18 protein-coding genes and 1 riboswitch are annotated in these 19,423 nt (G+C 40.2%); of the genes, 2 read left to right on the forward strand and 16 right to left on the reverse strand.

The window, feature by feature from the left end; genetic code table 11:
• Positions 1-2 precede the first annotated feature (2 nt).
• The 8 genes from BMW42_RS03460 to BMW42_RS03490 form a co-directional block, all read right to left on the reverse strand.
• A complete protein-coding gene (locus BMW42_RS03460; RefSeq protein ID WP_035263863.1) occupies positions 3-1,172 on the reverse strand; it encodes an efflux RND transporter periplasmic adaptor subunit in 1,170 nt (389 codons plus the stop codon).
• 20 nt (positions 1,173-1,192) lie between these two features.
• Positions 1,193-1,441, reverse strand: coding sequence for a TIGR03643 family protein (locus tag BMW42_RS03465; protein ID WP_228143077.1), 249 nt, complete (start codon positions 1,439-1,441; stop codon positions 1,193-1,195).
• Positions 1,442-1,711: 270 nt separating this feature from the next.
• Positions 1,712-2,728 carry an ABC transporter substrate-binding protein gene (locus tag BMW42_RS03470; RefSeq protein ID WP_092766417.1) on the reverse strand — a complete coding sequence of 339 codons (1,017 nt, stop codon included), beginning with the start codon at positions 2,726-2,728 and terminating at the stop codon, positions 1,712-1,714.
• Positions 2,725-4,533 (reverse strand): allophanate hydrolase, encoded by a 1,809-nt coding sequence (gene atzF / locus BMW42_RS03475; protein ID WP_092766418.1) that lies wholly within the window; start codon positions 4,531-4,533, stop codon positions 2,725-2,727. The genes BMW42_RS03470 and atzF overlap by 4 nt, the downstream gene beginning before the upstream one ends.
• Before the next feature lie 11 nt (positions 4,534-4,544).
• Positions 4,545-4,988, reverse strand: a complete 444-nt coding sequence (locus BMW42_RS03480) for a CopG family ribbon-helix-helix protein (protein ID WP_035263841.1) — start codon at positions 4,986-4,988, stop codon at positions 4,545-4,547.
• Positions 4,981-5,106 (reverse strand): hypothetical protein, encoded by a 126-nt coding sequence (locus tag BMW42_RS14920; protein ID WP_257219874.1) that lies wholly within the window; start codon positions 5,104-5,106, stop codon positions 4,981-4,983. The genes BMW42_RS03480 and BMW42_RS14920 overlap by 8 nt, the downstream gene beginning before the upstream one ends.
• A gap of 254 nt (positions 5,107-5,360) precedes the next feature.
• Positions 5,361-5,993 carry an NAD(P)H-dependent oxidoreductase gene (locus tag BMW42_RS03485; RefSeq protein ID WP_092766419.1) on the reverse strand — a complete coding sequence of 211 codons (633 nt, stop codon included), beginning with the start codon at positions 5,991-5,993 and terminating at the stop codon, positions 5,361-5,363.
• Between the two features lie 41 nt (positions 5,994-6,034).
• A complete protein-coding gene (locus BMW42_RS03490) occupies positions 6,035-6,892 on the reverse strand; it encodes an SDR family oxidoreductase (protein WP_092766420.1) in 858 nt (285 codons plus the stop codon).
• 128 nt (positions 6,893-7,020) lie between these two features.
• On the opposite strand from BMW42_RS03490, the gene BMW42_RS03495 reads away from it, so the two are divergent.
• Both BMW42_RS03495 and BMW42_RS03500 read left to right on the forward strand, forming a co-directional pair.
• On the forward strand, positions 7,021-7,392 hold the full coding sequence (locus tag BMW42_RS03495) for a winged helix-turn-helix transcriptional regulator (protein WP_213032603.1): 372 nt from the start codon (positions 7,021-7,023) through the stop codon (positions 7,390-7,392).
• 65 nt (positions 7,393-7,457) lie between these two features.
• Positions 7,458-9,485 (forward strand): AAA family ATPase, encoded by a 2,028-nt coding sequence (locus tag BMW42_RS03500; RefSeq protein WP_092766421.1) that lies wholly within the window; start codon positions 7,458-7,460, stop codon positions 9,483-9,485.
• Positions 9,486-9,508: 23 nt separating this feature from the next.
• Here BMW42_RS03500 and uca read toward each other — a convergent pair whose 3' ends face one another.
• From uca to BMW42_RS03540, 8 genes are all read right to left on the reverse strand, one after another.
• Positions 9,509-13,129 (reverse strand): urea carboxylase, encoded by a 3,621-nt coding sequence (gene uca, locus BMW42_RS03505; protein ID WP_092766422.1) that lies wholly within the window; start codon positions 13,127-13,129, stop codon positions 9,509-9,511.
• Positions 13,130-13,131: 2 nt separating this feature from the next.
• Positions 13,132-13,785, reverse strand: a complete 654-nt coding sequence (locus BMW42_RS03510) for an urea amidolyase associated protein UAAP2 (protein WP_092766423.1) — start codon at positions 13,783-13,785, stop codon at positions 13,132-13,134.
• A 15-nt stretch (positions 13,786-13,800) separates the two neighbouring features.
• Positions 13,801-14,538: an urea amidolyase associated protein UAAP1 gene (locus tag BMW42_RS03515; protein ID WP_092766424.1), complete on the reverse strand. Its 738-nt coding sequence runs from the start codon at positions 14,536-14,538 to the stop codon at positions 13,801-13,803.
• 28 nt (positions 14,539-14,566) lie between these two features.
• A riboswitch (guanidine-I (ykkC/yxkD leader) is annotated at positions 14,567-14,678 on the reverse strand.
• A gap of 232 nt (positions 14,679-14,910) precedes the next feature.
• Positions 14,911-15,573: a hypothetical protein gene (locus BMW42_RS03520; protein ID WP_092766425.1), complete on the reverse strand. Its 663-nt coding sequence runs from the start codon at positions 15,571-15,573 to the stop codon at positions 14,911-14,913.
• Positions 15,574-15,874: 301 nt separating this feature from the next.
• Positions 15,875-16,792 (reverse strand): LysR family transcriptional regulator, encoded by a 918-nt coding sequence (locus tag BMW42_RS03525; RefSeq protein ID WP_092766426.1) that lies wholly within the window; start codon positions 16,790-16,792, stop codon positions 15,875-15,877.
• A 103-nt stretch (positions 16,793-16,895) separates the two neighbouring features.
• Positions 16,896-17,696 (reverse strand): sulfite exporter TauE/SafE family protein, encoded by an 801-nt coding sequence (locus BMW42_RS03530; protein ID WP_092766427.1) that lies wholly within the window; start codon positions 17,694-17,696, stop codon positions 16,896-16,898.
• Between the two features lie 43 nt (positions 17,697-17,739).
• Positions 17,740-18,234 (reverse strand): flavin reductase, encoded by a 495-nt coding sequence (locus BMW42_RS03535; RefSeq protein ID WP_092766428.1) that lies wholly within the window; start codon positions 18,232-18,234, stop codon positions 17,740-17,742.
• Between the two features lie 96 nt (positions 18,235-18,330).
• On the reverse strand, positions 18,331-19,374 hold the full coding sequence (locus BMW42_RS03540) for a methionine synthase (RefSeq protein WP_092766429.1): 1,044 nt from the start codon (positions 19,372-19,374) through the stop codon (positions 18,331-18,333).
• Positions 19,375-19,423: the final 49 nt, after the last annotated feature.

Below are 19,423 nucleotides of genomic sequence, written 5' to 3' on the forward strand. Positions count from 1 at the left end.
CTTCAAAGTGCTTGTACCTGCTTAGTTCTGACACGCTGATCCGCTTTTACTTGATCAGGCTTTATAACGACCTGATCATTGTGATCCAACCCTGATAAGATTTCAGACATGGCAGTCCCACGCAACCCTAATTTTACAGATTGACGTTGGACCTTGCCCTCTCTTACCACCATAACTTCAGCTTGCGTGGTTGAAGGGTCAATAAGCGCGTCATTGGCTATTACTTTGGTTTTATTTCGACGTGCTGTTTCGACATTCACTGAGACCGTCATATCTTGCTTCAAAAAATTGGGTACAGAGTTCACCGCCAATTTGACTTCAACCGTACCACGTTGAGGATCAATATTAGGTGCAATAAAGTTAACTTCAGCTGGAAATGCTTGCTCTGGATAAGCATCTGCAATCACTTCCGCTTTTTGACCTAATTTCAGATAAGGTAAATTTTGCTCATCCACCGCCACTTTAATTTGCGTTGGACTATCAACTGCGACTGTAAAGAGCACCTTTCCAGGTTGAATCGCATCCCCTTTTTCGACTTCACGCGTCAAGATCGTACCCGATACTTGTGCCCGAATTTCACTTTTTGCCAATTGGGCACGTAGCGCATTTAATCTTTCGCTTAAGGTTTTTTCTTCCACTTGACCTGGAGCAAGGCTTTGCGCCTTAAGTTTTGCCGCAGATAATTGATTTCTGGCTAAGCGTTCAGCTTCTAAAGCTTGTTCTTTTTCTTCAACAGAAAGCACTCCCGGTTCCGTTTGCTGACGACGTCTTGCTTCGCGACTGGCTTGTTGTAATTGGAATTCTGCCGTTTTCAATTCAACCTGCGCTTGTGGATAGCGAATTTTCCGCAATTCCTCTAGCGCAACTTCTGCTTCACGGACTTGTGCTTTTAAATCATCAGATTGAATAATTAACAGTACATCTCCTGCTGCTATTCGTTGACCTTCTTGCACGCGTCGCTCAATGACCACACCCGAAATTTCACTCCCAATTTCACTACGTGCTACATTTTCAGCACGACCTGAAGCAACCACTGTTTGAATCAGTGGTTTTTCTTCGATTAGGTAAGTTTCGACAACAGGACCTTGCCACCAACGGAAAATGAAATATATCCCACCCATCGAAATGAGCAGAATGAGAATCCACCATTTTCGTTGTTTTAAAATACGCAAAGCTTTATCTCCCAATAGGCCTACTTCGGTTTATATTGTCGAATACAGTAAGCTCTTAAAATATCTGGTGAGCGCTTGTGAAGATGCTTGGTATTCCGCCCCGCAACACGTTTACGCCACATTTCAAAACTACTTTTTTTTAATTGTTGTCGCATCAATCGAATAACTGCACTTTCGTTTAATCCGTATTCCAGCAGAATGGCTTCAAAGGGTGTCCGATCTTCCCATGCCATTTCAATAATTCTAGAAATGTCAGCTGTTGTATACAACGCACATGATCCTTTTTTATACGCATTAAACTTCGATGTTAATTGTTCATTCGTGAAAAATATGTGATTTTTTGTTGATTTATAGACACTTCATACACGCTAATGCATTCATCGCATAAAACGATTGATTTTATAATTTTAATCCGTTTCCTAGTTTTTTCATTTTTATCTATTCTTAATCCATACAAGGTAGGCAAGTCTGTTGCTCTACCGACCAATCATTCAGTCCAACTTTGTGCCCAGTGCAAGCCCCTCTGCACTGGGCTTTTTTTATTTAAATGATTCAACCAATTTTGGATAAATCAGTCCATCAATATCTAGTTTTACCGTATATACTCCATTTTCAAGATTAAACTTATTGACATGATAAGTTGATCCATAAATAGAATCTAAAGTGGAAGAACGTTTAAATACCTTTTGATTTTCCTCAAGATCCAACAAATGTGTGCCTTGAATAAATTGTTCATATTGCTCAGGTTCTACACCAACACGCTTTGACATAATCATCAAAGCATCGCTTCTCGTCACAGGGTCTTGAATATATTTGACGGTTCGATCCCATACTTGTAGCACTTTTTTCCACTCTGCTTGATGCCTAGATAAATGCGTCATATTTACCGTCAACGTATCATAGATTAATCCTGGTTTATCTTGAGAACTATAAATGATTTTGGACCCAGCTACGCTTTTTAAAGCTTGATTTGCTACAGGTTGCCATACAGCAATGGCATCAACAGCTTGGCTGCTAAACACTTGGGGTAATTCGTTGGTTGCTGCATTAATTAGTTTGATTTCATTGGCTGATATATTTTGATCTGAAAGTGCGGTATTCAATAAATTATGATCGACTAGCCCTTTTTCGACTGCAATCGTTTTACCCTTAAGATCTGCCACACTATGAATGCCCTCTTTTGCAAGAATGACATCATTCCCTGATGAATAATCAGTTGCTAAAATCATAATGCCACGCGTTCCACCTGAGGCGATGACCAAATTATCCCCATGTGAAACAGAAACCGCATCCAATTGGTTTGCTGCAAAAGCATTCATAGAGGCTGAATAATCAAACCATTTAAACTCTACGTTTAATCCAGCTTCTTTAAACCACCCTTTCTCAATAGCAACCTGCCATGCCACCCATCCCGGCCAATCACTGTAACCAATCCGAATCGGTTGCATTGATTTTTCTGCTTGAGCATGTTGACTTGGTTCTGGAATTTTTGCGGTTTTATCACAACCCACGAATAACAGTGCAGTTCCAATGACTCCCCATACCATCGTTTTCATTGCACCACCTCACCAATGCTCGTGCACTTAAATTTAGTATTGGTAAAATTTGAGGCTTGAATATAATCACGCCATCCACCAAAGTGACTGATATCAAGTGCATCTGCTAAAGCATGTTTTTCACATATAAAGCCTTTCACCCATGTTCCATCAATGAGTTGTACATTGCCAATACCAAGTGGTGCTGGGACCTCAGCGACAATGTCACCGAACAATGCTCTTGGTATATCCCACACTTCCACTTCAATAGAATGACCTGATGTATCTCGTTGTAGCCCCGGCTTAGGTGGCTGAGTATTTTTTAAAGCAAATAGTTTGTAATACGGCGCAGTACGCGTTTTTTTAACCAAGGTGGCTTGTCTGCTCGTTAACTGAAAATTCAGCGGCATGCCTGTAAGATGTGCTCCCACCACTGCCAATTTAACGGTGTGCTCAGATCCTATTGATTTACGAATTTGATAACCTTGCTTTGACGTTGCTAAATTTAATCCTGAAGTCGCTTGCCATTGCTGACCGAAGTGTGCCAAAGCTTGATCCATCCAAGCGCCAGCAACTAAAGTGATACCACTTGGCAAACCATCATCACGGATGACATTTGGGAGTGCCAATGCTGATAAATCAGCAAAATTAACAAAATTGGTATAAGCCCCCATATGCGAATTCTTTTGGATCGGATCTGCTTCAACATCTGCAATGCGATAAATCGTAGGAGCTGTTGGCACCATCAACGCATCATAATTTTTTAATTGAAGATTGATCTGCCTAGCCCATTCTGCACGCTGATACTCATCTTGCATCACATCTACAGCATTGAAGTGATCAGCTTGATCAATAATTTGCTTAATTACCGGATGACATTGCTCACGTCGAACTTTGTGTTCGACGGCATGCGTACGCTCCGCAACCCATGAGCGGTTATACAATGCAGCAGCCAATTGATTAAATACTGTGAAATCAATCTCTTTAACTTGAAATCCGAGCGATTTCATTCGAGCAATGGCTGTTTGAAATGCTTGCTCACTTTGAGTATCACCATAAAATTCTAAGTGATCTGGGATTGCAATCTTGCCCTTCGAAAATTGTGTCGGGACTGTTCTCGGATGCTGTCTTGAATAAGCATCGGTCGCATCATAACCTTGCATCAATTGTGCTACCGTCCAAGCATCCTCTACTTGAGTTGCAAAAATTGAGATCACATCAATACTTCGACATGCAGGGATTAAACCTGTGGCTGAAAACCAGCCTTTGGTTGGTTTGAGTCCGACAATATTATTGAAACCCGCGGGAACTCTGCCAGAACCTGCTGTATCAGTGCCGAGGGCGAATGGTACATACCCATTTGCTACTGCAACCGCTGAGCCAGAGCTTGATCCACCGCTGATATAATCCGGATTGAAACTGTTTTTTACTGCCCCATAGGGTGAACGTACGCCAACCAATCCCGTGGCAAATTGATCTAGATTGGTCTTGCCCACCACGATTGCACCAGCAGATTTAAGCTTAGCCACTACGGTTGCATCTTGCGTTGCTAAATAAGCCGCGTCTGGGCACGCCGCAGTGGTATAAAATCCAGCAACATCAATATTGTCTTTGACAGCAAATGGCACGCCATATAACGGAAGATCAGCGATATCCTGATGGACCAATGCATCAATCTGCGCCTGTATTTGCTCTGCACTGGCTATTGAAATCCAAGCGTGATCATCATTGCAGAGTTCAGCAACATAACGCTTTAAGTCATTCAACTGAATAGTTTGATTTGTATAAGCCTGTTGCCAATCTTGTATAGTCCATAATGTCTGCACGGCGGTGCTCCTTATACGTGTTCCGAATTTTGAGGAATAGGTGGCATGACTGCATCCATCAGCTCTAAATGCCCCTTAATTACCCCTTTTAATGCTTTAAATTGCTCACTGATGGCTTTTAGGTCACTGCTGACCCCTTGCATCAACATCACCTGCATGACTTTGTCATCATCTAATTGGATATGTAGTGAACTAATCACCTGAGTCAAAAACTGTTGCTGTAAATCTATAAGCTGTGTTCTTAATGGCTTTAAACTGACGTCATACAGTAAGGTTAAAGTACCGACCATGACCTCATTTCGGCTGACGAGGTCATTGATCAAATGGTGGTTAATCATGTCAACAATGGCTTGAGATCGGCTTTCATAATGTTGATCTACAATTTTTTGATCCATAGCCTGCAATGTATTTTCAGGTAAGGTGATGCTGATCCGCGCCAGCTTCTGTTTAGGCACGTTTGAGCTCCTTAGGTTTTTGAGATTGTTGTAGGTGTAAACCCGCACGGACACTCATCAGTTCAATGAAGAATTGAAGGATGGGATGCTTCGATTGTTTGGATTGATTTGTCGTCATCTGCAGCACCTCTAGGTATTACAAAAAAAAGAATTGGTAATACTTAGTAAATGCAGAAAACGTGCCAAAACTTTTCTTGAGATATATAAAAGAGGGCTAGGAAAAAAGTCGTCGGAAAGATTCAAAAATGTGCATGAATCAAAATTGTGCACTTGATTTGTTCAATGTTCAGAAATGCAAAAAGACCGCCTTTCTGGAGATAGACGGTCAACTCGAATAGTTATTATTTTGTCTTCTTGTTCTAATGAAATATTTTACTGGATATCAGTGACGAACTCCTCACGCGGAATACGGAATTTCTTCAATCCAATTAACCAATCTTTTTCAGGATTACGGCGACCTAGTGCCAATAGCACCACAGACATTAAGCCTTTTTCTTTTAAACCTAATAATTCATCCAGACCGTCTTTATCAAAACCTTCCATTGGCGTTGCATCTACACCTAACTCAGCTGCTGCCGCAATTGCCATACCAAAACCAATATGAGCCTGTTTTGCAGTATGGTGGTATTGCTGCTCTTCAGTAAACGTCGAGAACAGGTTCTTTAAGTTTTGCACCACATCCATGGTCGTATCTAAAGGTAAATGACGCTCACGATTCATTGCGTTATAGCGTTCATCAATACGCTCGTCTGGAATCGTATCCCAAGCCGTAAATACCAAAAGATGCGATGACTGGGTAATTTGCGGTTGATTCAATGCAACTGGTGAAATTTTCTCTTTAAGTTCTTGGTTGCTGATCGAGATAATATGGAACGGTTGTAAGCCCGCTGAGGTCGGTGCTAAACGCGCAGCTTCAAGAATTTGATCGACTAATTCTTGCGGTAGTTTTTCACCAGTCATTTGTTTGGTTGCATAACGCCACTGTAAAGCTTCTAATAATTTCATGTATTTACCTATAATGTTTAAATGTGAATATTTTTAATTCTTTAAGCGTATAAACTCGCCAACATTGATTTGAGTGATTGGCTTGGACGACCTAAAAGTTGTTCTAAATCTTGGCTTTGAACTTCATACTGTCGATGTTTAATATCTACAACTGTGCCATGTGTGAGATAGATCAGAAATTCGGGCAAACCGATTCTTTTTAAGAACTGTTGATAGGCTTCTTCAGTAAGATCGTGATATTCAACTGGTATTGTTTTGAGTTGACTCAGCTCATCAGCAATATTTTGATAGCTATAAGTTTGGCTGCCGACTAACTCATAGACCTTATTCTCATGATCATTTTGAATTAAGGCATTTGCTATTGCTTCTCCTAACTCTGCTCTTAACACATAAGGTACTTTCCCCGCACCTCCAGAGAGCTGGATGCCTGTATCGATAACCCGTTCACCGATAATTTGTGGAATCGCTTCTGCATACATGGTGTTGCGTAGGAGTGTATATTTCAGTCCGCTTGCTTTGAGATAATCTTCAGTTTGAAAATGACTGATCATCAAGTCCTTCACCGCTGAATTTTCAATATTTTGAATGGATAAACCTGTGTAATACACATGTTGAACACCTGCTTCACGCGCAGCATCGATGACATTCTTATGTTGTTCAAAGCGATTCATTTCCATCGTTGAAATGAGAAGCAGCTTGTCGACATCCTGAAAGGCTTTGACTAAACTTTCAGGTTGATTGAAATCTCCTTCACGGACTTCAATATGTTCATTGACATAAGGTTTGGCTTTTTCTAAGTTTCTCGCCAATACAGCAAATTCATTGTTTTGTAGCTGTTGCTTTAATTGTTGCACTACACTTCGCCCTAATTGGCCAGTAGCACCAGTAACTAAAATCATTCAATAACCTTGGATTATTTTTGCAATGATGTAATTTATAGGCGAGTTAAAAAACGAGATCACTATACTGTTGTATAGTGAATTTAGGATTTCATTTGATTAAATTTTATGACGAGATGGGAGGATAGATGGCTGATTTTATGAAAGAGAATGCTGAAACATTAAGCGAAGATGACCAATGTAATTTGATGTTTATTGTGGCGCTTAAAAATGCCATGAACGTCATTAATGGCAAATGGAAATTAGCGATTGTTGCAACCATGATTAAACAGCCACGCCGTTTTAATGAGATTGAACGTCTGCTGCAAGGCATTACACCGCGGATGATTTCTAAAGAGCTCAAAGAACTTGAATTGAACAATGTTGTTGAAAAAATTGAGTCTGTTGATGAAATTACGGGTAAAACGACCTCAATGTATGATCTGACGCCATCAGGTCGTAAGCTTGAAAAATTGATGGTGCAAATGGCGGTTTGGGGACAAGAGCATAGAGAAGCGTGATAGCCTAATTTTCTTTTAAAAGCATAGTATTACTGATAAATTAGCCTCTATATTTAGGGGGCTATATGACAGAAAAACTATATTATTGGGCGGAAAATTTAGAGAATTACACATCAGACAATGATAGAGAAACTGGCTATGATGAAGTTATAGAAATCAAACGACTTAACTTCTTTATTGGTAAAAATAATGCAGGTAAAAGCAGATTTTTACGTGAATTATATAAAACACCTCAAGGCCAGCAAATTTATACTTCTCTTCAATTTAGAAACTTACAGGGTTTCAAAAAAAAGCTTATTCAAAGTAAAAAATATGGTCAAGCAGACACTTACTATATGCATTTTTTGAATGCTGTAAATGAAATTAAGCCCTCGAATATCGGTTCTGCAAAATCCAACTTTTCTAACGCACTTAATTACTTATCAAAATTCGGTCAATTGTCTGGTCTTCTTTCAAATAATAATACACCCCAAGCTGAAGCTTATTTTAGTAAAGAAATTGAGCAAAATTTAAATCCTATTTTTACTAATACCAAATTTTACATCCCTATTCTACGAGGAATGCGCCCAGTAACAGATTTGGACGAAAAATATCCTTATATCGAACGTGCTCAAAAAGACTATTTCAAGTATCAGAATAAATTTAATAAGGAGAACATAATTACTGGGGAGCGCTTATATTATGAGCTTAAAGTCCACTTATTAGGTGAGCCTAAGCAACGTGAGCTGATACAAGCCTATCAAGAAAAATTAAGCCAATATTTTTTCGATAATGAACCTGTAACCTTAATTCCTAAATTTGGTAAAGACGAACTAGGAAGTGAAATTGATGTTGTACATATTAAAATTGGGAAAGATGCTCAACGCCCTATATTTGAATTAGGTGATGGTTTACAACAAGCCATTATTTTGACTTATGAGGCATATATAAAAAGTAAAGATAAAGATGGAAATTTTGAAACTCATGCGTTTTTTATTGAAGAACCTGAACTCCACATGCATGCAGGTATGGTTCGTCAATTGATGAATTTCTACTTAAACGAAACACCACATTATTATTTCTTTACCACACATTCAAATCACTTACTTGATATGGCTGACGAATCTGACCAAGTCATGATTCAAAAATTTGTTAAACAACCTAAAAAAGATAGTTCAGGTGAATTTGAGTTTAAAATTTACCGCTGTGACCGAGATCGTGACTTACTTGCTTCTCTCGGTGTACGCCCTTCTTCGGTTTATTTGGCAAACTGTACAATTTGGGTCGAAGGGATTACAGATCGGCTCTATATCACTAAATATATGCAGAAATATTTAGATGTATTAAAACAAGAAGAAGCTTTAAAGCTTGAAGAAAAACCTAATAATTTAGATTTATATAAATTTAGGACATCAGATATTCAAAGATTAATGCCGAATTATCATTACACATTTGTGGAATATGCTGGTAGTAACCTAACACATTGGGATTTTAGTGACGAATTTACTGATCATTTAGATGATTGCGGTATGAATGCTCTCTTAACTTCTAGTAGTGTGTTTCTTATAGCTGATGGTGATATTAAAACTAAAAATAAAGGCATGAGAGCTACAAGTTTAGAAGAAAAACTAGGAAAAAAGTTTTTTCTTTTAGAGTGTAAAGAAACTGAAAATACCCTGCCATCAAACATTATTTATCATGCTTGCCGTATTAAATTTTTAGGTTTAAATGATGCTTTTCAGGATGATGAAACAAAAAGAAATGCTCTTTCCAATCATCTATCCATAGATGGTATGCAAGCAGATACCAAAGAAGGTTTCGAGATTGCAAAGCTAGATTTTTCTAAAAATTATTTCCATGCTAAAAATGGAATTGGAAAAATTATCGATGATCAAATTAAAGATGGTGATCCTAAAACTGACGATGGCAAACCAAAAAAATGTTTTTCCGATCAATCAGGCACTATTAAAGAAAAACTTAAATTTTGTCGCTTAGTTCTAACAGTTATGGATCATGTTGAATGGGAATTAACTGATTCTGCTAAAGAATTATGTGAGAAAATATTCGAACACATTATTTCGGAAAATCCTTTACCAAATAAAAAGACCGCCTAAGCGGTCTTTTTATTTCTATCTCATCAAGCCACAGGCGCTAACGTAAACAACACTTGCCCCGTTTTTACCGTTTGCCCTTTTTCAATGGTAATCGCTTCAACCTTCATACGTTCAGGTGCAACAATTGGAATCTCGATCTTCATTGCTTCAATCACCGCAAGCGTTGCACCCTCTTCTACAATATCGCCTGACTGACATTCAATTTTCCAAATTGAACCCGGCATATGCGATTCCACCGCACAGCCCCCTTCAGGCACTTCTACGCCTTCACCATCATCCACAGCATCTAAACTTTCAAAGACATATTCTGCAAGTCCTGCTTCATGCCAGCGACGGCGTTCAGCATCAAAGTTCGCTTGTTGCACAGCCTTAAATGCTGAAATCGATGCTTGGTTTTCAGTTAAGAAGTCGTTGTACTCTTTGAGGTTCAATACACCTTCTTCAATACGCAATTTTAAGCGACCTGCTTTAAAGTCCTCACGCATGTGCATCAGTTCAGTTTCAGAGACTTCATAGAATTTAATTTGGTCAAAGAATCGTAGTAACCATGGCTTACCTTGCTCAAAGTCAGCATTTTTACGGTAACGTGACCACATTTGTGTGGTACGACCGACAAACTGATAGCCCCCCGGACCTTCCATGCCATACACGCACATATAAGCACCACCAATGCCCACGGCATTTTCAGGGGTCCATGTACGTGCAGGGTTATATTTGGTCGTCACCAAACGCTGACGCGGATCAAGTGGTGTTGCGACAGGAGCACCGAGATAAACATCGCCCAAGCCCATGACCAAATAACTTGCGTCATACACCACATCTTTCACAGCTTGTTTATCTTTTAAGCCATTAATACGACGGATAAATTCGATATTGTCCGGACACCATGGTGCATCAGGTCGCACGGTTTGCATATAGCGTTCGGTCGCGAGTTGCGTTTGTGAATCTTCCCAAGCGAGTGGTAAATACACAGTACGTGATGGCACTTGCATTTCGGTCACATCAGGCAGTTCCGCTTCAGCAACTTGCAATAAGCGCAACAAATCAATTTGATCGAGTTTGATCGAATCAAAATGGATTTGTAGCGAACGAATACCCGGTGTCAGGTCGATAATACCGGCAATGTTTTGCTTTTGTACCCATTGCATCAGCGCATGAATACGGAAACGTAAGTTCAGATCGAGCACCAACTCGCCATATTCCACCAACATGTAGTTGTTGCCGGCAGGACGATACACCACATCAGGCGCACCATTTTCACCTTTTAAGGTATCGAGAACCGCATTTTTTAGAGTTGCGAGTTCAGGATAGAACGACTCATCAAATGCCACCGCTTCTGTATCTGAAGCTTCTAATTGCGCATGATATTTTTCATTTAAAAGTTTGGCTTGGTGATAGCTTACAGGGACAAATTTCACTTTGTCACCGGCTTTAAGCTGACCGAGTTTCCATAGTTCAGAATGAATCACCACTGCAGGACAAACGAAACCACCGAGACTTGGACCATCTGGACCCAAGATAATTGGCATGTCACCGGTAAAGTCGATGGCACCAATGGCATAGGCATTATCATGAATATTGGATGGATGTAGACCCGCTTCACCACCATCTTCACGTGCCCATTCTGGTTTTGGACCAATCAGGCGGATACCGGTACGGCTTGAGTTAAAGTGAATCTCAAAGGTATTGGCAAAGAAGGTATCAATATCATTTTTGGTGAAGAAATCAGGCGCACCATGTGGGCCGTACATCACCGCAATTTCCCATTCATGGCTAAATGAAGGCACTTGTTCAGGTGCAAGAGCTTTAATTTCATCGCTTGTGAATGCTGTAATTGGGAGCATATCGCCAATCAGTAAGTTACGCCCGGCATGACCACCAAACTGACCCAAGGTAAAAGTCGCTTGTGAGCCGAGATATTCAGGCACATTCAGACCACCTTTGATGCCGATATAAGTCCGGCAACCTGTCGCGATTTTGCCACATTTGAGAATCTGACCTTTACGCACATTCACGGTTTGCCACATCGGAACTTGAGCACCATCTAGTGTTGATGGCATATCACCACCGGCAAGCACGATTTGGCTATCACAATGGAATTTTAGAGTTGGACCTTGTAACGTACATTCAAGCCCTGCGGTGTTATAGGCGTTGCCAAGTAATTGGTTTGCAACATTCAGTGATAATGGGTCAATCGCACCGGATGGTGGCACACCGACATCCCAATAGCCCAAACGCCCTGTGACATCTTGCACGGCAGTTTGAATACCCGCTTGCAACACTTCAACCTTTTGGGTTTTCCACTCAAAGGTATTGAGGAAGCGTGTGGTTTGTGTACCCGCTTTAAATACCTCACAGTCGATGATGTTTTGTAGATATTCAAGATTGGTTTCAATCCCTGCAACTGAAGTTTTCGCCAAAGTATCCGTCATGGCTTGAATCGCAGAAGCACGATCGCCTGCTGTGACAATGATTTTAGCAATCATCGGGTCATAGAATGACGATACATTCGAGCCTGTTTCGACCCATGTTTCATTTCGGGCATTAGCATCAAACTCAACATGTGTCAGTAAACCGGCACTTGGTTGGAAGTTTTTAATTGGATCTTCAGCGTATAAACGAACTTGAATTGAATGCCCTTTCGACTCGAATTTTTCAGTTGGCGCAGTCCAGTCACCGCTGGCCAATGTCACCATCCATTCCACCAAGTCCACACCAAAGACTTGCTCCGTCACACCATGTTCGACTTGTAGACGGGTATTCACTTCCAAGAAATAGAATTCTTGGGTGTCGGTATCCATCACGAATTCAACCGTACCGGCAGAACGGTAGTTGACCGATTGCATCAGTTGAATGGCAACATTTTGGATGTAGGCACGCTGTTCATCATTGATATGCGGTGCAGGCGTTTCCTCAATTACTTTTTGGTTACGACGCTGTACTGAACAATCACGCTCACCGAGTGCGATCACCTGACCTTGACCATCGCCAAAAATTTGCACTTCGATATGACGGGCATTTTGCACAAATTTCTCTAAGTACAAACCGGCATCTTTAAAGTTGGCTTGGGCTAAATAAGACACGGTTGCATAAGCATCTTTCAGTTCAGCTTCATTCCAGACCAAGCGCATGCCGATCCCACCGCCACCTGCGGTACTTTTCAGCATCACAGGATAACCAATACGATTCGCTTCCGTTAAGGCTTCAGCTTCATCTGCAAGTAATTGACTACCCGGTAATAATGGCACATTGGCTTGAATCGCAAGCTCACGCGCCGTGTGTTTCAGACCAAAGGCACGCATCTGCGCAGAATTTGGTCCAATAAAAGCAATACCCTGTGATTCACATAGGTCGCAGAATTCAGCATTTTCAGACAAGAAGCCATAACCCGGATGAATGGCTTGTGCTCCGGTTTGTTTAGCAACCTCTAAGATTTTTTCAACGTTTAAGTAGCTTTGGCTGGCTGGTGCTTCACCGATATACACCGCTTCATCCGCTAAAGTCACATGCAGTGAATCACGATCGGCCTCTGAATAGACTGCAACTGATTGGATACCGAGTTTTTTAAGGGTACGAATGACACGACACGCAATTGCACCACGGTTGGCGATCAAAACTTTATTCAATCCATATTTTTTAGTCATGGTTATGCGTCCTCGCCTTCACAGATGATCAATTGAATTTTGGTTGGGTTATAGGCATTACAAGGATTATTCAGTTGTGGGCAGTTGGAGATCAGCACGATTAAATCCATTTCCGCTTTAATTTCCACATATTTACCCGGTGCAGAAATACCATCATCAAACTTTAGATGCCCCTCAGAGGTCACGGGCACATTCATAAAAAAGTTAATATTTGGACCGATGTGACGCACGTTTAAGCCGTGTTTTTTGGCAATTGGATGCTGAGACAGCGCAATCATGAAATTGTTACGGCAACTGTGCATTGGATATTTGTCATGTGCATAACGAACGGTGTTACTTTCACATGAACAAGCACCGCCTAAGGTGTCATGGCGACCGCAGTTATCATCATGAATGATGGCAATTTTGTTGCCAAAGTTGGTGTATAAAGCTGTACCTTTTTCTAAATAGATTTGTTGATTAATCGCTAAGGTATCAGTTGCGCTATAACGCTCTTCAGGGTTTGAAGCCGAGATAAACAGCGTATCCACCGCTTGGTTGCCTTCTAAATCCACAATACGGAAATATTGCCCTTTTTTGACTTCGCACATCCATGCTTCACCAGCAGGACATACTTCGCTTAAAACTGATTTTTCTAATTTTACGAGTGCAGTCATGTTGTATTCTCCCAATTAAGCGCTGAGTGCGTAGTAACGAGTATTGTTTTGAAATGCACGCTGATTTTGCGGGCATGAATCACGACATACATCGCTGTCGCTTAAAGGAAGTGCTTTGTATAAAGACAATTGAACATCGGCAGGTGCATATTCGGTGCTGGTGTCTAAAGCATGCGGTGCAGAGGATAAAAACACCAAGCAATCCATTTCAAAGCGCAGTTCAATCACTTGATTCGTATTGTCAGATGCCACATAGCTGAGATTGCCATGGTCATCCGGTTGAACTTTAGAAAACAAATTTAAAGTACTGCTGAGGTCTGTTGCAGATAAACCAAACTTGGTCATTTCAAGCAATAACGAATCTTTGCCGTTACGGTACATGTCGTTGCGTACATCTTGAAAGGTTTTTGAACCAAATTGTTGTTCAATTTGTTGTTCGGTACTTGGTGCACAAAATGCATCATTCCAGCCATGGTCATCTTTGACGATAGAGATCATCGCGCGACCAAGGTCAGATGCAAGGATATGTCCTGTACTTAAAAATGCCGTATGTTGCCCTTTTAAGCTGTCTGGCATGTTGTAGCGTTCGAGCTTATCTTCGCTATTGATGCAGTACAGTGCCACATTGGCATTTTTACCTAAGGCTTTGAGTTGTAATACTGCGCTACGCTGAATACGTGCTGACCAGTGGTGTCCACCCGGTAAACGTTCCGTCCAAAGGACTTGATCTTCGTGATAAGTTATTGTGCTCATATGCATCCATCCCAATCTTTTACGGTTTACCTCCCGGGCTTTTATCCCTCCGTGTAGCTTGAGCTTGCAACTTAAGCCGTGAACTCTCGGTCGCAGACCTACATGAAACTTAATGTATCGGAACCCTAGATCACTTTATGATTGAATAGATAGATGCAAAGGCTGTGCCAAAGTAATACTCTTTTGTGTTTTAGTATTACTGTCGCTTGATATATAACATTTCTCTTAGACCTGATTGTATTGAACAGAACTTAATTCAAGTAAACCTGTTGAATCAGTCGGAGTAAAGAATACTCGGTAAGCACCGAAATTAACCTGCGTGCAATTTTCTTGTGCAAAGAAAAAAGCTAACACATGATTCTATTTTGTTTGTTATGAGCGGTTATTTTCTGATTGCTTAAGTAGGTTTAGACTCTGGTTGATATCACGCACAGTGATTAACTTAAAAATCATAACTAAGCTTCCAAGTGCTACGAACAAAAGAAATACAAGTAAAATGATTAAAGTCATCCCTGTGTTTAATGCGCTATCTGAGGTATAACGAGCTAAAAACCAAGTAAAATTTGAAAATATAAAAAAAGCTAAAGAACCGGTGACGGTATATAAGGCACCATACGCTAACCCTTTAAAGACTAATTCCCGTTCTGAATAAATACATTGAATTTCTCCATTTTCAACTTTAAAAAATTTCCATGTAGTGCGAAGGGACTTCACTAAGTAAAAATAGTAATCTGCATATTTGCGTATAAGTATATCGGTTAAGAATGAAGGAATCTCAACACCGCCATTGAGTTGATCACTGGCAATTTTCTTCAAAAAAGGATCTATTGTTTTATTCGGGCTTACAGAGATAAATTCTCGAATGTAAAAAGATGCAGCCTCATATAAATTTTTATTTTCATTAAAACTTTTCAGACTCACAAAATACGTTTTTCGACCGTAAAAGACAGCGACGATACCTATAAGCGTCGTACAGATAATCGAAAATAAGCTGAGATAGTCTGAAACTGAAAATGAAGGTATGAGTTGTATCATGGATATAATCTTAAATTTATAATGAATTGAGTTTTATAATTAAAAAAAAACACTTAGATAAATGACCAAAATGGTGGGCAATGGGCTGAGATCAAATCCTTTACTGTCTACAAACAGATGATGAGTCCAATGTATCGATGTCAGACATCACTCTTAGTTAAAAAAGTATAATCTAAAGCAAAAAATTCGTCTTCATACAAATAATAGCGACTATCTAATTTTCATCTTAACTTTGCTCATTATTAATATGAAGATTCATTCGAGGTTCAATCTTCACTTTATTCAGAATGATTAAACTTTCTTACATGTAATAAAGTTTTCTTGATTCTGAAAATTTAGCTAATTTTTTTATAAATGAATCGAAATAATCTTTTTCCTTATCTTCAGTTCGAAAACCTGCATATAAAGTACGCCTTAACCCCTCTGGTGCAACGCAATCTAGGCGACGTGAAGTGACCCACCCTTTGGTTTCATATTCGTTTACCACCCAATCTGGTAAAGCTGCGATTCCACGCCCACTTGCGACTAACTGAATCAGCATCTGGGTCAGATCTGTGGTTCGAATATTTTTTGGAAGAATATTTGCAGGAATGAACAACTTCGACATGATATCTAAACGATGTTTGTCTACTGGAAATGTAATCAGCGTTTCATCAGCTAAATCTTGAACAGTAATGTTTTTTGCACGTACCAAAGGATGTGTTGTAGATAAAACAAGTCGTGATTCATATTCAAATACTGGGAAATATTCAACTCCCTTTAATGCAATTGGGTCTGCAGTAATCAACAAATCAAATTCGCCATTTTGTAGCAATTCATGAGGATTTGCTTCAAACCCTGATGCGAAATCTAAATCAACATCAGGATATTGGTTTCGATACTGATTTAATATCGGCATGAGCCAATCAAAACAACTATGGCATTCTGAAGAAAATGTAATTCTGCCAGTTTGCCCATGGATAATACGCGTGATATCGCTTTGAGCAATCTGAACTTGCGGTAAAATTTCATCCGCTAACTGCAACAGTCTTAAGCCAACATTAGAAAAAGTAATTGGTCTCGTCTTGCGGTTGACGACTTCAACCCCCATCCACTGATCAAGCTCACGTAACTGATGAGATACGGCTGAAGGTGTAATGCAGAGATCACTCGCTGCAGCGACTAAAGAGCCATGCTCTCTCAAAGCCAATAGCATTTTCAAATGTTTTAGTTCGATCATATGGGAAAAAACTCAAATCATGATCCCTCTAGGGACATATTAAAATCTTCGCTTTAGCCCACATTAAGTGAGCTATCTAGGCTGATAAGACATTTGGGTGAAATTAAATCAATCCTTTTACAAGGAAGATACTTCCTATGATAACCAACAAGACAGCGAAACATTTCTTTAACATTGCTGGCGATAAGGCATGTGCAGTTTTGGCACCAAATTTTGCTGTTATAAAACTCATCACACTAATGCCAATGAAAGCATAAATATGAACATACCCGATGGTATTCGGCACATTGATCTCAGCAGTCATACCAAAAACCATAAACCCTATAGCACCAGCTAGAGCTATTGGTAATCCACAAGCAGCAGATGTACCGACAGACTTTTGCATCACCACCCCATAACGATTCAGATATGGAACGGTCAGACTACCACCACCTATCCCAAAGAGTGCAGATGCAATCCCAATGACACTACCTGCTGCAACTTGCTGACTTGATGAAGGAAGAGCCATTGTTGAATTAACTGCTTTGTTCGCGCCTGTAAACATAGTATACGCCACCCAAATCAAAAATAAGCCGACCATGATTTGAAGATGTAATCCCGGTAACAAACCAGCAATTCCAGCACCTGCAAAACAGCCGATGGCCATGGGTGGAGCTAAATTTTTAAATACAGGCCATAGCACAGCACCATTTTTATGGTGTGCCATTAATGAGCTAATCGAAGTGACAACGATTGTTGCTAAAGATGTTCCTAGTGCCAGATGCATAATGACATCAGGATCATAACCCATTTGGGTAAAGACAATAAAAAGTAGTGGCACAATAATCGTACCACCGCCTACACCAAACAGCCCAGCCGCAAAACCAGCAAATGCACCGATGATTAAAAAGGTTATAAGTTCCACAATAGACTAACTTTTAAAAAGATGAAGGGATTAAGGGGTTGAATTAAGCGTGTTCCAACTGACCCACTTGATGATAAGCACGGTTAAAGTACACCAAACTTTCTTCTTGATTACTTTGCTTTACTGCAGTCACACGGCATAAAAAAATACTATGTGTACCGACTTGTTGAATAGTCTCAATCTCGCAATCAAAACTGACTAAAGCATCTTCTAAAATCGGCGACCCAGTTTTTAAATCAATCCAATCACATAGTCTGAAGCGATCTTCTGAGCTGAGCTTGCTTGAAGCAAAAGCATTCGAAAGCTGTTCATGCTGAGTACTCAGTACGTTTACAGCTAAGATTTTATTTTCAACAAAATGTACATGTGAACGAGAGGACTGATTCATACAGACTAATAGTGTTGGCGGAGTATCTGTGACACTACATACCGCAGATGCAGTAAAGCCATGCATCCCTGCTTCGCCTGTGGTTGTAATCACATTTACCGCAGTTGTAAGTAAAGACATTGCATTTCTAAAGTCTGTTGCTTCAATCATCTCTTTCATCTCAAATATACATATGACGTGTCGTACATTAGACAGAACAAATGATCTTGCGACGATTTGCCCTGATTAATACAAGACTACGTTTGATTAAGCTTCTAGCTCTTTACGGACAATGGCAGCTCCAGCACTTAAAGCCTCAAGCTTGCCACGTGCCACTTGACGAGAGAGCGGCGTCATACCACAGTTCGTTGATGGATAAAGCTTATCCGCGTCCACAAATTGCAAAGCTTTACGCAGGGTATTCGCGACTTCTTCTGCGGTTTCAACTTGATTAGTTGCCACATCAATTGCACCGACCATGACTTTCTTACCACGAATCAATTCAATCAAATCCATTGGCACACGTGAGTTTTGGCATTCAAGCGAAATAATATCGAGCTTAGATTGTTGTAGCTTCGGAAATGACTCTTCGTATTGACGCCATTCATTACCCAAAGTTTGTTTCCAATCGGTATTGGCTTTAATACCGTAACCGTAGCAAATATGAACCGCTGTTTCACATTTTAAACCTTCAAGTGCACGCTCTAGGGTTGGTACCCCCCAATCATTTACTTCATCGAAGAATACGTTAAACGCCGGTTCATCGAATTGGATAATATCCACGCCTGCTGCTTCAAGCTCTAAAGCTTCTTGGTTTAAAATTTTGGCAAATTCCCAAGCCAATTTTTCACGGCTCTTGTAGTGACCATCAAATAAAGTATCAATCATGGTCATTGGACCAGGCAACGCCCATTTAATTGGCTGATTGGTTTGGCTACGCAAGAATTTCGCATCTTCAACAAATACCGCTTGTTTACGAGAAACTTCGCCCACAACAGAAGGTACACTTGCATCATAACGATTACGAATACGCATGGTTTCACGCTTTTCGAAATCCACACCTTCAAGATGCTCAATAAATGTAGTGACGAAGTGCTGACGGGTTTGTTCACCATCACTCACGATATCAATACCAGCAGTGACTTGCTCATGTAATGATAATTTCAATGCATCACGTTTTGCCTCAAGAAGCTCTTCCCCTTCGAGTTTCCATGCAGACCATAGTTTTTCAGGCTCAGCTAACCAAGATGGTTTCGGTAAACTACCCGCAGTTGAAGTTGGGAGTAATAATTTCGGTGGTGTAAGTGCCATGTCTAATCTTCTTTCTCTAAATTCGTGAATCTGTATATCAATTGGATGT

The sequence above is a fragment of the Acinetobacter sp. DSM 11652 genome (assembly GCF_900109815.1).
Lineage (GTDB): Bacteria > Pseudomonadota > Gammaproteobacteria > Pseudomonadales > Moraxellaceae > Acinetobacter.

What these genes read in the sequence shown, in the direction of transcription:
- BMW42_RS03540 (WP_092766429.1), bottom strand. Translation starts at nt 19,374, where the DNA reads ATGGCACTTACACCACCGAAATTATTACTCCCAACTTCAACTGCGGGT.
- BMW42_RS03535 (WP_092766428.1), bottom strand. Translation starts at nt 18,234, where the DNA reads ATGATTGAAGCAACAGACTTTAGAAATGCAATGTCTTTACTTACAACT.
- BMW42_RS03470 (WP_092766417.1), bottom strand. Translation starts at nt 2,728, where the DNA reads ATGAAAACGATGGTATGGGGAGTCATTGGAACTGCACTGTTATTCGTG.
- BMW42_RS03490 (WP_092766420.1), bottom strand. Translation starts at nt 6,892, where the DNA reads ATGATTTTAGTTACTGGTGCTACTGGCCAATTAGGGCGAAGTGTAGTG.
- uca (WP_092766422.1), bottom strand. Translation starts at nt 13,129, where the DNA reads ATGACTAAAAAATATGGATTGAATAAAGTTTTGATCGCCAACCGTGGT.
- BMW42_RS03520 (WP_092766425.1), bottom strand. Translation starts at nt 15,573, where the DNA reads ATGATACAACTCATACCTTCATTTTCAGTTTCAGACTATCTCAGCTTA.
- BMW42_RS03500 (WP_092766421.1), top strand. Translation starts at nt 7,458, where the DNA reads ATGACAGAAAAACTATATTATTGGGCGGAAAATTTAGAGAATTACACA.
- BMW42_RS03485 (WP_092766419.1), bottom strand. Translation starts at nt 5,993, where the DNA reads ATGAAATTATTAGAAGCTTTACAGTGGCGTTATGCAACCAAACAAATG.
- BMW42_RS03510 (WP_092766423.1), bottom strand. Translation starts at nt 13,785, where the DNA reads ATGACTGCACTCGTAAAATTAGAAAAATCAGTTTTAAGCGAAGTATGT.
- BMW42_RS03525 (WP_092766426.1), bottom strand. Translation starts at nt 16,792, where the DNA reads ATGATCGAACTAAAACATTTGAAAATGCTATTGGCTTTGAGAGAGCAT.
- BMW42_RS14920 (WP_257219874.1), bottom strand. Translation starts at nt 5,106, where the DNA reads ATGACGACAAATCAATCCAAACAATCGAAGCATCCCATCCTTCAATTC.
- BMW42_RS03495 (WP_213032603.1), top strand. Translation starts at nt 7,021, where the DNA reads ATGGCTGATTTTATGAAAGAGAATGCTGAAACATTAAGCGAAGATGAC.
- BMW42_RS03515 (WP_092766424.1), bottom strand. Translation starts at nt 14,538, where the DNA reads ATGAGCACAATAACTTATCACGAAGATCAAGTCCTTTGGACGGAACGT.